The 14,300-nt window shown below is 68.5% G+C and carries 13 protein-coding genes and 1 pseudogene; 9 read left to right on the forward strand and 5 right to left on the reverse strand.

Annotated elements, in window-relative coordinates:
- The first annotated feature begins 57 nt into the window (after positions 1-57).
- The 3 genes from AB0C82_RS33990 (at position 58) to AB0C82_RS34000 (ending at position 3,025) form a co-directional block, all read left to right on the forward strand.
- On the forward strand, positions 58-984 hold the full coding sequence (locus AB0C82_RS33990; RefSeq protein ID WP_362849958.1) for an NADP-dependent oxidoreductase: 927 nt from the start codon (positions 58-60) through the stop codon (positions 982-984).
- Between the two features lie 394 nt (positions 985-1,378).
- Positions 1,379-2,374, forward strand: coding sequence for an NADP-dependent oxidoreductase (locus AB0C82_RS33995; RefSeq protein WP_362849960.1), 996 nt, complete (start codon positions 1,379-1,381; stop codon positions 2,372-2,374).
- Between the two features lie 48 nt (positions 2,375-2,422).
- Complete coding sequence (locus AB0C82_RS34000; RefSeq protein ID WP_362849962.1) at positions 2,423-3,025, forward strand: TetR/AcrR family transcriptional regulator; 603 nt, start codon at positions 2,423-2,425, stop codon at positions 3,023-3,025.
- A 273-nt stretch (positions 3,026-3,298) separates the two neighbouring features.
- Here the strand turns inward: AB0C82_RS34000 and AB0C82_RS34005 are convergent, their stop codons facing one another.
- Both AB0C82_RS34005 and AB0C82_RS34010 read right to left on the reverse strand, forming a co-directional pair.
- A complete protein-coding gene (locus AB0C82_RS34005) occupies positions 3,299-3,715 on the reverse strand; it encodes a hypothetical protein (RefSeq protein WP_362849965.1) in 417 nt (138 codons plus the stop codon).
- 55 nt (positions 3,716-3,770) lie between these two features.
- On the reverse strand, positions 3,771-4,352 hold the full coding sequence (locus AB0C82_RS34010; RefSeq protein WP_362849968.1) for a hypothetical protein: 582 nt from the start codon (positions 4,350-4,352) through the stop codon (positions 3,771-3,773).
- Positions 4,353-4,414: 62 nt separating this feature from the next.
- On the opposite strand from AB0C82_RS34010, the gene AB0C82_RS34015 reads away from it, so the two are divergent.
- On the forward strand, positions 4,415-4,909 hold the full coding sequence (locus AB0C82_RS34015) for a helix-turn-helix transcriptional regulator (protein WP_362849970.1): 495 nt from the start codon (positions 4,415-4,417) through the stop codon (positions 4,907-4,909).
- A gap of 543 nt (positions 4,910-5,452) precedes the next feature.
- Positions 5,453-5,689 (forward strand): annotated as a pseudogene (locus tag AB0C82_RS34020) (D-aminoacylase); the annotation flags it as partial.
- Here the strand turns inward: AB0C82_RS34020 and AB0C82_RS34025 are convergent.
- A complete protein-coding gene (locus AB0C82_RS34025; protein ID WP_362849973.1) occupies positions 5,622-6,590 on the reverse strand; it encodes a helix-turn-helix domain-containing protein in 969 nt (322 codons plus the stop codon). The pseudogene AB0C82_RS34020 and the gene AB0C82_RS34025 overlap by 68 nt on opposite strands.
- Positions 6,591-6,918: 328 nt before the next feature.
- On the opposite strand from AB0C82_RS34025, the gene AB0C82_RS34030 reads away from it, so the two are divergent.
- Together AB0C82_RS34030 and AB0C82_RS34035 are read left to right on the forward strand one after the other, a co-directional pair.
- Complete coding sequence (locus AB0C82_RS34030; RefSeq protein WP_362849976.1) at positions 6,919-7,848, forward strand: hypothetical protein; 930 nt, start codon at positions 6,919-6,921, stop codon at positions 7,846-7,848.
- A 68-nt stretch (positions 7,849-7,916) separates the two neighbouring features.
- Positions 7,917-8,360: a hypothetical protein gene (locus tag AB0C82_RS34035; RefSeq protein WP_362849979.1), complete on the forward strand. Its 444-nt coding sequence runs from the start codon at positions 7,917-7,919 to the stop codon at positions 8,358-8,360.
- Positions 8,361-9,881: 1,521 nt separating this feature from the next.
- Here AB0C82_RS34035 and AB0C82_RS34040 read toward each other — a convergent pair.
- Together AB0C82_RS34040 and AB0C82_RS34045 are read right to left on the reverse strand one after the other, a co-directional pair.
- Complete coding sequence (locus AB0C82_RS34040) at positions 9,882-10,094, reverse strand: hypothetical protein (RefSeq protein ID WP_362849982.1); 213 nt, start codon at positions 10,092-10,094, stop codon at positions 9,882-9,884.
- A gap of 66 nt (positions 10,095-10,160) precedes the next feature.
- Complete coding sequence (locus AB0C82_RS34045; RefSeq protein WP_362849985.1) at positions 10,161-12,677, reverse strand: Helicase associated domain protein; 2,517 nt, start codon at positions 12,675-12,677, stop codon at positions 10,161-10,163.
- Positions 12,678-13,080: 403 nt separating this feature from the next.
- Here AB0C82_RS34045 and AB0C82_RS34050 point away from each other — a divergent pair, with 403 nt between their 5' ends.
- A complete protein-coding gene (locus tag AB0C82_RS34050; protein WP_362849988.1) occupies positions 13,081-13,374 on the forward strand; it encodes a hypothetical protein in 294 nt (97 codons plus the stop codon).
- Between the two features lie 155 nt (positions 13,375-13,529).
- Positions 13,530-13,838, forward strand: a complete 309-nt coding sequence (locus tag AB0C82_RS34055; RefSeq protein ID WP_362849990.1) for a hypothetical protein — start codon at positions 13,530-13,532, stop codon at positions 13,836-13,838.
- Positions 13,839-14,300 lie beyond the last annotated feature (462 nt).

Genomic DNA, 14,300 nt, shown 5'->3' on the forward strand with positions numbered 1-14,300 from the left:
CCGGGAAGCCCGGGCGGCCGGTATCCGATCAAGACGGAAAAGAGTGAGGCGGACAGCATGCGTGCGGTGGTCGTGGAGCAGTGGGGCGGACCGGAGGTGCTCGTGGAGCGTGAGGTCGCCCGGCCCGAGCCGGGACTGAACGAGGTCCTGGTGCGGGTCCACGCGGCCGGTGTGAACCCGGTGGACTTCAAGACCCGGGCCAGCGGGGCCCTGATCGAGTGGGGCGAGGTCCCGGCGGTCGGCTGGGACGTCTCCGGCACCGTGGAGGCCGTCGGACCGGGCGTGGGGATGTTCCGCCCCGGGGAGGAGGTGTACGGCATGCCGCTGTTCCCGCGGCAGGCGGGCGCCTACGCCGAGTACGTCGTCGCCCCGGCCCGCCACCTCGCGCCCAAGCCGGCGAACCTCACCCACGTGCAGGCGGCGGCGCTGCCGCTGGCCGCGCTGACCGCCTGGCAGGCCCTGGTGGACACCGCCGGGGTGCGCGCCGGTGAGCGGGTGCTGGTGCACGCGGCGGCCGGCGGGGTCGGCCACCTGGCCGTGCAGATCGCCAAGGCCCGCGGCGCCTACGTCATCGGCACGGCCAGCGTCGGCAAGCACGACCTGCTGCGGCAGCTGGGCGCGGACGAGGTGATCGACTACCGCACGGTCCGCTTCGAGGACGCCGTCGGGGACGTGGACGTGGTGCTGGACGGGCTCGGCGGCCAGAACGCCGAGCGGTCCCTGACGGTGCTGCGCCCGGGCGGCCGGCTGATCACCCTGCCCGGCCCCGACGACGTCCCCGCCGACGTCCCCGGCCACGTGCGGGCGGTGTGGATGCTGGTCGAGCCCGACCACCTGGGGCTGCGCGAGATCGCCGCCCTGGCCGAGCGGGGCGCGCTCACGCCCGTGGTCGAGACCGTCGTCCCGCTGGCCGAGGCCGCGAAGGCGCACGAGATCGGCGAGCAGGGCCGCACCACCGGGAAGATCGTCCTGAGCGTCGCCTGACGCCGGCCGCCCCGGCCGGGTCGGCTGCGGGCAGGTGGAGCGGGACTGGAGCCCCGGGACCGACCGGTCCCGGGGCTCCGGGCGCGGCCGAACGGGACGGGGCGGACCTGCGGGCACGGCCGGCTGCTGTGCCGTGACCCCGCTGACGCCATGTGCGGCGAACAGTTCGCGGGCTGCGGTCATGATGCGCTCACGCTTGGCCTGCTTGGCCCGCTCGCGGCGCCCGATCGGCATGTGACCGCGTCCCATGGGACCCCCCTTGCATAATCCTGAGCAGACTCATAATTGAGTGCAATCGGATTAATGGGGTGAGGCTAGGCCCCCATGTCACGCCGAATTGACTGATCTGGCCTCACGCCTGGATAGACAGGATGAAGACAAGGAGTAGTGCCCCATGCGAGCGTTCGTCGTCACCAAGTACAAGGAGCCGCTGCAAGAGGCGGACGTCCCCGAACCCACCGTGGGGGAGCAGGACGTGCTCGTCCGGGTGGAGGCCGCCGGACTGAACCCGCTACATGAGAAAATCCGGGCCGGTGAGTTCAAGCAGATCCTGCCCTACGAGCTGCCGCTGATCCTGGGCAACGACGTCGCGGGCACCGTCATCAGCGTCGGGGCGGCAGTTCGCGGCTTCAAGCCCGGAGACGAGGTCTACGCCCGGCCCCACCAGGACCGCATCGGCACGTTCGCCGAGCGCATCGCCATAGCGGAAGGCGACATGGCGCTCAAGCCCGCTTCCATCAGTATGGAAGAGGCCGGCTCGCTGCCGCTGGCGGCGCTCACGGCGTGGCAGGCGCTGGTGGAGCGCGGGAAGGTGCGGCCAGGGCAGAAGGTTCTCATCCACGCCGGCGCCGGCGGGGTCGGTTCGATCGCGATCCAGCTCGCCGCACACCTCGGGGCGAGCGTCGCCACGACCGCCAGCGGTTCCAACGCGGACTTCGTGCGCGCGCTCGGCGCGGACACGGTGATCGATTACCGCAGCCAGGACTTCGAGCAGCTCCTGACCGGCTACGACCTGGTGCTGGACAGCCTCGGTGGTGAGAATCTCGAGAAGTCCCTGCGGGTGCTCAAGCCCGGCGGCAAGGCCATCGGGATCGCCGGTCCCCCGGACCCCGCGTTCGCCCGCGAGGCCGGCCTGAACCCGCTGCTGCGCCTGGCGGTCGCAGGCATGAGCGGCAAGATCCGCAGGCAGGCCAAGAAGCTCGGCGTGACGTATGAGTTCCTGTTCATGCGCGCCAGCGGCGACCAGCTCCGCCAGATCACCACTCTCATCGACCAGGGCGTGGTGCGTCCGGTCGTGGGAAAGGTCGTCGGCTTCGACCAGACCCCGCAGGCGCTGCAGTCCCTGTCCCAGGGCGGCATCCGCGGCAAGGCCGTCATCGGCAGCAGCTGACCCGCCGCAACCGCGACGGGCGACACAGAACGAACGAGGACACCACCCATGTCTGTCGCCTCCCAGTCGGTCGGACGGCGCGAGCGGAACAAGCAGGAGAAACTCGACCGCATCGTCGCTGCCGCCAGTGAACTGTTCGCCGAACACGGCGTCGACGAGGTCACGACCCAGCAGATCGCGGACAAGGCCGACATCGGCACCGGGACCCTGTTCCTTTATGCCAAGACCAAGGGCGAACTCCTCCTCCTTGTCCAGAACGCCAAGTACGCCGAAGCGCTTGAGCAGGGCCGGGCGGACGCCGAGACCGTCCCCGGCGTGCTGGACGCGGTGCTGGCGATCGTCCGGCCGATCGTCGAGTGCAACCGCATCCAGATCGACAACGGACGCACCTACCTGCGAGAGATGGTCTTCGGCGACCCCGAGGAGCCCCGGCACGGCGCGGCACTGGCCATCGTCGCGCAGACCGAGGAGGCCGTCGCCGCCGTGCTGCGCCGAGACGAACGGGCCGCAGAGGGCGACGCCGCGACGCTGGCACACATCGTGTCCGCCGTGATGTTCCTCAGCATGGCGGCGAGCGTGAACATCGCCTTGAGCGTCGAGGAGATCGTGCAGGACATCCGCAGGCAGGTCGACGTCCTGCTGCCTCGCTGAAGCGCGGCCCCAGCCTCAGGTCCAGGCGACCATCCGGGTAGTACTCGGCTGCAGCATGGCCCGAATCCCCAAATGGCAGGTCATCCGGCCGTTGCTACCCATACCGGCATGACTGGACGGGTGGGGCGGCCGGCCGGAGGACTACCGCCACCGCGTGCTGCTGGGATTCCGGAAATTGCCCACCTACGTGGCGTCGAGTCCCGTCGCGCAGTCCCTGTCCCCAGGATTCCGGGTCGAGGCCCGTGTGGTGCGGTCAGGTCCTTGTGGGTCGATTCAGCAGTTCAAGGGCGCCTTCGACGCGATTGATGCCGCCCTACCGCGTCGTGCGCGGCACAGGCGGCCAGATCGGGGCGCTCGTAGGGCTGCCGGCAGACATGGCAGTCGTAGGTGACCGCCCCACCACTCGAACGCCGCCCGGTCGTCCATGTGCACATCACGCCAGTCCCGCCTGCCTCGCGCGAACCACAGGAAGTCGAAGTACGTGCGCAGGGCCCGGACATGGGCGGCCTGGGTGTTCCACGGCGAAGACGCCAGCCACACCGAGAAATACCGGTTCAGCGCCACGTCGTACACGCCCGCCGGACTGATCAGGAACGGCTGCCCCTCGGGCACCCCCAGATCATCCAACCCCTCACCGAGATCGGCGAACAGGGAGCTGAACTCCCGTGCTCGCCAACCGGTGATCGACATGACGCTGGACGATAGTCCGTGGACAGCTCAACAGCGCATAACAGGAGTGGGACGGTTACCGCGCCCTTGCCGGCCGGTGGGCCGACGGCCGTGTCGCCCTACGGAGCCGCAACGGCAGCGATCTAGCACCGTTGAGATGGGCGCTAGCTGCTTCGACAAAGGCCCGCTCACGGTCCTTGAGGATGTTGTGCCGCTCATCGAACTGTCGCAGGTCCTCAGGAGATGTGGCGGTGGGGTCATCGGTGGCCTGGAGCGTCAGCACAGCACCAAAGACGTGATTCGAGGCGCGTTCGATCCGGTGGGCCAGTTCGGCGAGGTGCGCCGGCCCTTCGAGGCGTACGGCTGCGACAGCGAAGAGAAGAGCCTCGCTAGCATCGGGGCCGGCGAGAATACCGTTCCGGTGATGTCGCATCCGAGGGCTGATGGTCTCGATGTACTCCCGGAACATGTGCTTCTCGTACTTGCTGGCCTCGATGACGAGGGCGGCGTACGCCTCACGTTGGTGTTGCCTGCGGACAGCGTCCACGGGCCCGCGGTGGGCCGCCCTCGCTTGTGCACTCCCTGCGACATAGGCGGCAACGGCGGCAATCACGGCGGTGGGGGTGGTAATGACGGCAGCGACGACGGCGGGATCCATGACGGGGGATCCTGCCGCAGGTCTACTCACTTCCGTACTTCACTCCCGGACACCTCGAAGCCATGAGGTGCCCACCGCTCGGCCGGCCACGTCCGGCTTCTGCGGATCAGGTCCCCGCTGACGCCCACTTCTATGCCGTCTACCATCACCTGCGCCTGACCCTGGAAGCGCGTGGACACCCCGTTCCTCAGGCCAGGAACCGCAACAGCGGTGCCCGCGTTGCCCTGGCCCGCAACCACGCGGACCTTCCCGTCCTTCCGATCGCGGCCGCCGCAGCCTTTGAGCCCGACCACCGCCTGTGGCCCGACCCGGCTTCAATCTGCACCGTCACCGGCTTCTTCACGAGCCTCGCGGCGGTACGGGAGATCAGCGGACTGACCCAGCATGAGGTCAGTCGCCGGTCAGCCGGAGGCATCTCCACAGCAAGCATCAGCAGACTGGTTAACCGCGACGGGCTCCCCGCCACGTGGACCACCACAGCCGCCTACCTGTCCGCCTGCGGGGTCCCTGACAGCCAGATCCGCCAATGGCACAGCACCTGGCAGGAACTGCGGTGAATCGAAGCCATGACGCAAGAACCGAGCGTTGCGGCGCCTCGCAGGGGCCCTGGCGAGCCCGAGAAGTCACGGCGACGGCTCTTCGCTCTGTGGCCCAGCCGCCGTCACTGACCAGGGTCAGCCGGCGCAGAAGAGGCTCCCGAAGGGCGGGGCTGAGGAGGCTTCTCGGTGCCACCGGAGTCATTTCCGACCAGAGTGTTCCATCCGGCAATGGCCAAAACGCATACCACCAGGATCACGCCGACGGACGGCTTCTTCCACCCGCTGGAAGCCGATGAGGACTTAACGTAGTGCTCGCCCGGTAGTACCCCTTGCGCTGTTGCGCCACAGCTCCTCATCCCCCGAACCGACCAGTTGGCTGATGCGATAAGTCTTCCAGCAGCGATTCGGCTTTGCTGCTGAACGGTCCAGCACGTCCGAATCGTGGCGCCTGGCCTTCTGCCACGCGTCAGTCGGGGATGCTTTCGAGCTGATGGGGAAGAGCCCGAAGCGGTGGTCGTAGAGGTCGAGGCTGAACAAGACCTGCGCGTGCCGCACGATGTAGCCCGTCTCCGGCTGCCGGACCGAGGTCTGGTCCGCGATGGCTACCGCGCCGACCTGGTCCTTTTCGACCCGAGGACGGTGGCGGCCGGCTCGACGTTCGACGCTTACGACCTGGTGCGGGCCGACGTACGTCAGCCGGCTCGGGATGCGGGCGGCCGCGCGGAGACCCTCACGTGCGCGAGCGCGGGTGGTTCTGTTCGCGCCAGTCCCGGGGCGAGATCCCGAACGTCTGCCTGAACACCTTGCTGAAGTGGGTCGCGTCCACGAAGCCCCAGCTCCGGCCTATCGCCGCGATGGTCCGGATCCGCCCGTTCGGTCCGGCAAGCTCCCGCCTGCATTCGGTCAGGCGGCGGGTACGGATCCAGTCGCCGAGGCTGATTCCCGACCGCGAAAGCACCGCGTAGAGATGGCGTACGGAGATGCCGTGTGCGGCGGCGATCCGTGCCGCCGACAGACCGGGATCAGCCAGGTGTGCCCGGATGTACTGGGTGATCCGCAGGCTGAGTGTGGCTTCCAGAGGTTCCTTGGCCAGACCGGAGTCACCGTACTGGGTCGTCAGGACGGCACGGAGGAGTCCGACGCTGGGTTCCACGACGGCGTCGGCGTGCGCCCCCTGGAGCAACTCGTCGCTGACGGCCAGCTGGGAGAAGTAGGTGAAGGCGAGGCGTGCAACGGGGTTGTCGGATCCCAGGGGGACAGCGGCGAGGTCTCGTAACAACCGGTCGGGGAGCGCGAGTAACGCGCGGGGAAAACGGATGAAGCGGTGGTCGACTCCCTCGTCGAAGAGAAGCGTGTAGGGAGCGATCGATTCGTAGACGGCACAGTCCCCCGGCCCCAGCAGGCACTCACGATCGTTCTGCACCACCAGGCTGCTGCCCGTCATCTGAACACCGAGGAAGACGGCCGGCTCCTCGTCCTCACGGGCGAGCCGCTCCGTCCGGCGGATCGTGACCGCGGTCGCCCGTGCCGAACAGATCCTGATGGGCCCGACGGTGCCGAGTCCCAGGCGGACGCTGAGGTCCTCGGCCGCGGGGCCGTGGTCGATATCCACTGCCACCACGGACTCCCACACCGCGTTCCTGACCACTTCTTCCCGGTCCGACGACGGTATGAACGCGGTGTCCAGAGCCGGGCTCATGCGACAGACCTTCCTGTGCGCCGGTCACAGAGCCGGCCCGGCAGTACCTCAGCCCGTTGCCCCACACGTTCCCCCTAAACGGTGTCAGCTCCTGACATCAGTGTGCCGGGGCCCTCTCCCGCCGCGCAACGAGTTCGACGGTGACACGCGGGAACGGCCCTCGCGACGCCACCTCGCGGCGGTGTGCACCACTGACAAAGTTCCCTGCACGGGTGACACATCCCGAATCCCGCGATGATCCTAAAGTCCATGGGCGGGGCCGGAGAACGGGGCGTCATCGTCGAACGTGGCTCGGGCGCCACGTCAGCCTTAAGGGAGCGTGCATCACATGAGGCGGGCCTTCTCGATATCCGTCGCCGTCGTGGCGGCTGCCTGCATCACGGCGGGCTGCGGCGCCGGGACGGATGTCACGGCGAACTCTGCTAAACCTCCGAAGAGGGACACGGTCACGATTTCGGACAGCAACCTCAGAGATCTGACCGTCCCCGAGGAGATGGAAATCGAGTACGCCGAGCACGCACTCGTCAAGGAATGCATGGAGAGCAAGGGATTCAAGTACTGGATGGGAACGGTGGTGAGCGTCGACGCCCGCAAGGCGGGCCGCTACGTGATCGACGACGTCGCCTGGGCGAAGAAGTACGGCTACGGCCGGCCCTTCGACGAAGCGGCCGAGAAGGACCGCCGCGAGCACCCCAATGTCCGGTACCCCAACGGCCTCCCGAAGAAGGACCGTATCCGCTACAACGTGGCCCTCAACGGCGAGTTCGACGATGTACTGCGCGTGGAGCTGCCCGCTGGCGGCACCATAGGGACCCCCCGGACGGGCTGCTGGGCCGGGGCACAGACCCAGCTCTACGGCGACCTGAAGTCCTGGTCCGAAGCCAAGAAGACCGTCACGGGCCTGACCCCGCTCTACGTCCCGGACATCCTCGCCGACGAACGGATGAAAAAGGCGGTCGGCGCCTGGTCGCACTGCATGAAAAAGTCAGGTCGGCCCTTCGCATCCCCGGATGATCTACGGGAGAAGCGGATCGCGCTCACCGCGGGAATGAATTCTCCCGACGCCGGGAAATTCGAGATCGACCTGGCGGTGACCGAGGCCACGTGTGCTGCACAGACGTCTCTCGGGAAGACTGCCCGCACTCTTGAGCGCGCATATCTCGCTCCCTTGCTGAAGAAGTACGGCAAAGAGAATGTCACGTACCAGCGCATGCGGCTGACGGCACTCTCCCGGGCCCAGGATCTCGATAGCGAATGACTCACAGGTTTCCGCGACCCAGCAGTCGCGGATGATTCACCCACCTCCACATGAAGGAGCACCACCTCATGCGCAAGGCTTTCGCCGTCATGACGACCGTCGCCGTGGCCTCCCTCGGCGTTATCGTGCCCGCCACCTCCGCCCAGGCGGCGGACTGTCGCGATGCCAGGGACGGCGCCGACTCCGGCTCCATGTACGCGTACGACAGCGCCAACTGCATCGGGTTCCTCGGCAAGGCCGCCGGCGACGACCTCAACTGGGGTGACTCCACGCTCGCTTTCCAGGGAGGCGACTCCAACAAGGCGACCTCGATCCTGAACAACGGCAACAACTACGAGGTCAAGTTCTACAGCGGCACCGGCGGCACCGGCGGACACATCTGCCTCAGCAGGACCGAGCGCTGGGCCTCCAACCTGTCCGACGACACGTTCACCTCGGGCGTCACGGTGAACAACGCCATCAGCGGCCACGCATGGTCCAGCGCCTCGAACTGCTCCAAGTGGGCCGTCTGACCCGTTCCCGTGCACAAGAGCGGGTGACGGGAACGTGATCCTGCACCCTCTCCCCTGAACCGTTTCGGCCCGCCGGCCTGCCGCCGGCGGGCCGATGCGGCGCCGCCGAGCCCCCACCCGCCCGGATCCGGCCCTACGGGAAGCCACGTTCGGCATCAGGCAGCCGGCGGCTCCTGGAGGAGCATCTCCCGCCCCCAGCATGTCGGTGGGGTCCTCGTTCGGCTCCAGGAACACCGGCACGTTGATGGGGGCGACCTTGGTGGTGTCGTGGTGGGGCAGGTGCCGTACCGAGACTTTGGTGCCGGTACGGCCGTTCATCCACGGGGCGAGGGAGTAACGCCGCCGCCACCGCACCCCGGACGTGCTGATCGTGTGCGTACGCCCATCGTCCTCCAGAGCGAATGTCGCCAGCTGCCCCGCGGCCACATCCGTCAGAGGTGCCGCGTCGGCCTGCTATGCCTGGACGGGGGTCTTCCCGTTCAGCGCGGACGGACGGTGGCGGGTGTTCCACCAGGTCACCCAGTCCAGCAGCAGCCTAACGAACGCCTCACACGTCAGGGGCGGGGCTTCAGGGCCGGGTGCCTGCGCGCTCGCCGTGCCGTTCCCGCACCCCGGCCCGCGCGCTGCTCGCAACTGCTGTCCGCCGCAGCTGACGCTGGGTCTGTCAAACGAACGGTGTAACTCGGGTTGTTGAGGGTTACTGGCGTGCTGCGGAGAGTCGGCCGTGGTGAGTTTCCGGGTCGGGCACTCACCATCGCAGGTCAGCGGCGGTGCGGCCGCTCACCATGCCGATTCCATAGCGGGGGGTGTGACGTCGAGCCGTCAAACGACCGGGTGACGACCTGGCAGATGACGGCTGGCGACACGCTGCGCCCCGCGCCACGCTGGCCGCACAGCCGCGCCAGACCCTTGAGTGCCACCGCCCGGGAGTGCGCCGCGTCGCGCTGCAGAGCTCCTCCGACTTGGATCGCGCGGCCGCAGACCGGACAGGCCAGCCCCCCGAGCGTGCCGGTATCGCAGTGCCAGGACGCCTCACCGAGCAGTAGCCCCAGCCCCATGACCCGCTCGGTAGCCTGCCCGTCCCGGTACGCCTGGGCTGGTACGCGTCATTGCGAGACTGGCGCCGAGCCGACGCTTCCCGTGGCGGCCGGGCATCGCACGCGGCACGCAGGCAGCGGCCCGTACCTCCATGATCGCCTCGGTCGGCCCCGGGATGCGGCACAGGCCGTCTCAAAGGACGTCGCGAAGGATGCCTCAAAGGATGTCGCAAGGGGGGTGACACCGTTTCCCTTCGGCTTCCTGCATTTCCGCTGGCAGGAGCCCATCTTTGTGTGGTGAGTTGCTCAGACTTCCCCTTGTCTACTGGCCTGCCCGCTCTTGGATATTGGTGTGGGTGGGGTGTGGTTGGTCTGTCGGCGCGGGGAACTCCGGCCGCGCTGCGCTGGCTTGGCTCCCCGGCCCGACGCGAGACGCCGGGCCGATGCCCGGACGAAGGGGCGGCACGGTGCAGCCGGCGGCCTACTACCGGCCGGGCGGCCGTGGCTCGCGTTCGTCCTTGGTGTTCTCGGCGTCGTGTGCGGTCCGGGCGTCGGTGACGGCCCGCGCCCGGGTCCGCTCGTTACCACCGTGCGCACGGGACAGCCGTCCGGCCAGGCCGCGCTCAAACCCACCGGCTCGCCGCAGCTCCACCTCGACAGCCCAGAGTTCGTTCTGCGAACACCGGCCGGCCCGCACGGAATCTCCCTTCTGAGCGCGGACGACACGCTTGGCCCGACACCTCAGCAACCGAGAATGTCGCGGCTATGCCCACCGCATTCCGATGGCGGACAATTGCTCCATCCGCTGCGGGGCCAGTGTCGCTGCCCGGGAGCGCTGGTTGCTGATCCATGCGCCGAGCCGTAGTTCCCGCTCCTCCTGGTCCTCGCCGACGATCCGCTCGACGTGCTTGCGCGGCACCTGAAGGTGTTCCTCGCGCTCGTAGAACTGTTTGGCGGCCTCGTAGTTCATTGCCCACTTGTCGGCCTGTGTACGGCGCGGCTTCGGCTTGTCCTCCTCGGCGACGGGCCCGAGCCCGAGGACGTGTTCGCACATCCACTGCTGCACGGTCGTGAGCTGGCCCCACCCGTACCGCACCGACTGCACCCACCGCCCGAGATCCTCGCCCTGGCGCAGGACCTCGCCCGGCTCGCTGGGCAGCGCCTCGCCGGCGTCCAGGTGCATCCGCACGAGGTGGAAGCTGCGCTGCCAGGTGACCGGCCAGCTCGGGCACCAGGACGCGTCGATCTCCTCCAGCTGCTCGCGCCGCTCGTCGGACAGTGCCCCGGCCGACGACTGAACCGACAGTCCCTCGGCGCGCCGCCGCTCGATCTCCGTTACCTTCCGGGCGGCGGCCCGCGCGTTCTTCAGCCAGATGCCGACCTTGTATCCCTGGTGGGCGGCGTCGAGCGGGGCCAGGAGGTGGCCGTGTTCGGCGGCCCATCCGCGCGCGGCGGTCAGGCCCTCTTCCCATGCGATGTCGAAGTGGGACCAGATCATGCCGAGCTTCTCCAGCTGCGCGACACGGTTGTCGTCCATGTCGCTCCGGGCGTAGGACCGGCGGGCGTCGGCGGTCCACTGCCCCAGCGGGAACCCGGCGAGCGAGGCCGGCCACCCCGTGGCTTCCGCCTCCTGGTCCTCGTCGGCGGGCACGCGGAACGTGAAGGGCACCCTCAGGTCACCGTGCTCGCGGGCGTAGATGACGGCGGCCTCGATGCCGCGCCGCCAGTGCTCGTGCTCGGGGTCAAGGACACGCAGGTTGATGAACGCCGCCAGCTGCGCGGGGTCACGTGGCGTTGAGAACTTCAGCAGCTGCCGGGCAGGTGCCGACGGCCCGCCTTCCCCGTCGCCTCCGGCCTCCTGGCCCCCACTACGGCTCTGAACGCCCCTGACACGGCTCGGGGCCTGTGGTTCCGCGAGAGTCTCCACGATCCTGGCATCGTGCGCCCGCAGCGCCTCCAAAAGTTTGGCGAGCCCGCCGAACGCCCGGGAGGTGAGCATGTTGTCCGCCGTCTCACCGGGCCCGAGCAGCACCGGCACCACGAGCGACGCCATCTTGCCCTCGCCCGGCTGCATCCGCAGCGCCCGGCCCACGGCTTGGACGAGGTCGGGCATGGAGCCGCGCACATCGGCCCAGTAGACGGAGTCGCAGTGTTTGGTGTCAACGCCCTCGCCCAGGACCTTCACCGAGCACAGGAAGCACTTCTCCACCACGGTGCCGTCCGTGGAAATCGAGGCGGCGAACTCGTCCAGAAGCCGACGGCGGTGGAGCGGCTTGTGGTCCCCGCACAGCCAGTTCGCCCAGATCGTCTTGGGGTACAGCTCCGGGTCGGCAGCGTGCAGCTGCGCGGCGACGCCGGGGAGGCCGGACGCGAAAGCCTCGGCCTCCTTCACCATGTGGTGGAAGACCAGAGTCCTGCGAAAGCCCTCTTCCGCCGACGCCTTCATCAGAGCGGTCTGCAGAGCGGCGAGCCGCGCCCCGCGCACCTCTGCCGACCGGCCTTCCGCGCCCAGGAGCTGCGCGGCCTGGAGCGCGGTGTCGGTGACGTCCACACATACGACCTGGTAGGGGGCACAGACTCCCCGGTCGATGGCCTCCGAGAGCGTCAAAGTGAACGCCCTGTTGCCGAAGGGCCCGTCGGGGTCGTCGTCCATGCTCGCGACCAGCTCGCCGGGTGCGCCGGCCTCGTCCTCGTCCCCGAGCTGCCACAGCCGGGGCGTGGCTGTCATGTACAGGCGGCGCAGGGAGGGGATCTTCTGGTTGTCGTGGACGACCGCCCACGGCTTGCCGATCCGGCCCGAAACGCGGTGGGCCTCGTCCACGACGATCAGGTCCCAAGCCGCCAAGCCCGCGGCGTGTGCCCGCTCCAGCGTGCCCAGACCGAGGCTGGCGTACGTGGCGTACACGGTCACCTTGTCCAAGCTCCGGGTCCACTCCACCAGCTCGTCCACGTCCGTGGTGTTGGGGAAGGACACCTCCTCACCCCGCAGCGAGGACACCCCGATCATCGGCCCCCGGCGGCCCCCCTCACGCCACGCGGACTCGGTCTGCGCCAGGAGATCCAGGCCGGGCACGAGCACCAGCACACGGCCCGCGTGGAGCTCTTCCGCGCTGCGGACCGCCACCCGGGTCTTCCCGGACCCGGTCGCCATGATCACCTGCGTCCGAACCCCTCGCTCGGGCACAAGTGATCTTGCAGGCAACTCAAGGGCCCGCACGACCGCGTCAACAGCTTCTCGCTGGGTTGCCTCACGCTGATCAGCGCAGTCTGTGCGCGGCATATCCGTCTGCCTCTTCCTGATTGCCGTCCGGTCGGTCAAGCGGCGGGCAGGGGAAACCTGCACGTAGCGAGCCGCAGACTACGGTTGGACTCACTCGGTCGGCCGGTTGCTCTCCCTTGCCGGAGCACCGGCAAAGCCGTCTGAAAGATCTCAATAACCTTCCCGGAACGAACCTGGGTGGCGTGCACCAGTCCAGAGTCTATCCGGACCTAAAAATGAAGCACAAGGAACACAGAAACCACCCAATATGGTTTCAAGCCGTTAGCCTTTCACTATTGGCGAGCCGATTCGGGACCTCGACGCCCCTTCAGGGCGCTATCTCCACCCCATCTCCCTGACTCGCCGTCACCCGGCCTCGGGCCACCACCCCGGTGAGTGGCGTGGATCGGGGTACACGGGCCGCATGGCACCGAAGACCGAACACCTCGCGTCCCCGCGGGCCGTACGGCAGCTGCGCCGAGTCCGCACCTTCTACACGGCAGGTGTCCTGCTGTGGACGGCCGCTGCGGCCTGGACGGGGTGGCTCCATCCAGGGAGCCGCCAGATGTGGGTGTCCCTCTTCCTCCTGGCGGGCTTCACCGGCCTGCTCGGCGCCGCCTCTCTGTGGTTGCGGCGCCTCCAGGCCGCCCCGGTCCACAAGCCGGCGCATCACGCCGCACCCCGACGAGCCACCGCCCCACGCCACGCGAGCGCCTGAGCCTGGCACCCGCAAATTCGGGGCGCGGGGTACTGGCGGTATGTGCCCTTGCCTGCCGTGCGGGGGCAAGGGCCAGCAGAAGTGAAGGGTCACCGTTCACCCTCCGATTGCACGTCAGATATGGCTCGGTGGGTTCACCTATGTGAGGAGTCGTCATGACCACCTTCGTCATCACCGTTCCCGGCACGTTCATCTCGGACATCACCGACTCCGCGCGCTCGGCTCTCGAACGAAAGCTGGCCTCGCAGCACACGTACGTCAGTGAGAGTGAAGGCCTGAACCTCCTCACACTGAACGAGGACAACACCTTCTCCGTCTGCCTCGAGGTTGATGCTCCAGACCGGTACGAGGCGGAGCTGGACGCCACAAGGCTCGTCTCAGCCGCACTGAAGGAGGCGGGGATCCCGGAAGCCGACGCGCCGCTCGGCCCGCCGGCCGTCACCGGGATCGACAGTGAACTCTGACTCCGTTTCGTTGCCGGCGGCCCATACCGAGCGCTAAGGGGAGTCAGCCTCCCCCTAGGAGGAGTTACGGCCCGGCGTCGACTCCATCCTCGCCCGCGTGGCGGGCGTTCTTTACGCCACACGAACGCCCGCCCGACAAGCAAGACCCCCGCACGCAGCCAGCTAGGCCCGCGCCAGCGGGCCCCAAAGGCCTTGGAGGCGCAGCCGGAAGGGCCGTCAGGCGGGGGAGCGCAGCGGACCCGCCGGCCCGGGCCGGAGCGAAGCGGAGACCCGGAAGTGGGACGAAGTCCCACTGGTCCGGAAGCGCAGCGGACGGACCGTCACCCGCCCTGCGAAGCAGGGCGGGTGTGCTGATCGCGCAGCGATCAGCACAGCGCGAACGCGGAGCGGGAGCGCAACACCCGTGCGAAGCACGGGTGTTCGCTTGCACATCGCGCAGCGATGTGGTACCCGCTCCGCGGG

It is taken from the genome of Streptomyces sp. NPDC048560 (genome assembly GCF_040650955.1).
GTDB lineage: Bacteria > Actinomycetota > Actinomycetes > Streptomycetales > Streptomycetaceae > Streptomyces.

What these genes read in the sequence shown, in the direction of transcription:
- AB0C82_RS33990 (WP_362849958.1), top strand. Translation starts at nt 58, where the DNA reads ATGCGTGCGGTGGTCGTGGAGCAGTGGGGCGGACCGGAGGTGCTCGTG.
- AB0C82_RS33995 (WP_362849960.1), top strand. Translation starts at nt 1,379, where the DNA reads ATGCGAGCGTTCGTCGTCACCAAGTACAAGGAGCCGCTGCAAGAGGCG.
- AB0C82_RS34000 (WP_362849962.1), top strand. Translation starts at nt 2,423, where the DNA reads ATGTCTGTCGCCTCCCAGTCGGTCGGACGGCGCGAGCGGAACAAGCAG.
- AB0C82_RS34005 (WP_362849965.1), bottom strand. Translation starts at nt 3,715, where the DNA reads ATGTCGATCACCGGTTGGCGAGCACGGGAGTTCAGCTCCCTGTTCGCC.
- AB0C82_RS34010 (WP_362849968.1), bottom strand. Translation starts at nt 4,352, where the DNA reads ATGGATCCCGCCGTCGTCGCTGCCGTCATTACCACCCCCACCGCCGTG.
- AB0C82_RS34015 (WP_362849970.1), top strand. Translation starts at nt 4,415, where the DNA reads ATGAGGTGCCCACCGCTCGGCCGGCCACGTCCGGCTTCTGCGGATCAG.
- AB0C82_RS34025 (WP_362849973.1), bottom strand. Translation starts at nt 6,590, where the DNA reads ATGAGCCCGGCTCTGGACACCGCGTTCATACCGTCGTCGGACCGGGAA.
- AB0C82_RS34030 (WP_362849976.1), top strand. Translation starts at nt 6,919, where the DNA reads ATGAGGCGGGCCTTCTCGATATCCGTCGCCGTCGTGGCGGCTGCCTGC.
- AB0C82_RS34035 (WP_362849979.1), top strand. Translation starts at nt 7,917, where the DNA reads ATGCGCAAGGCTTTCGCCGTCATGACGACCGTCGCCGTGGCCTCCCTC.
- AB0C82_RS34045 (WP_362849985.1), bottom strand. Translation starts at nt 12,677, where the DNA reads ATGCCGCGCACAGACTGCGCTGATCAGCGTGAGGCAACCCAGCGAGAA.
- AB0C82_RS34050 (WP_362849988.1), top strand. Translation starts at nt 13,081, where the DNA reads ATGGCACCGAAGACCGAACACCTCGCGTCCCCGCGGGCCGTACGGCAG.
- AB0C82_RS34055 (WP_362849990.1), top strand. Translation starts at nt 13,530, where the DNA reads ATGACCACCTTCGTCATCACCGTTCCCGGCACGTTCATCTCGGACATC.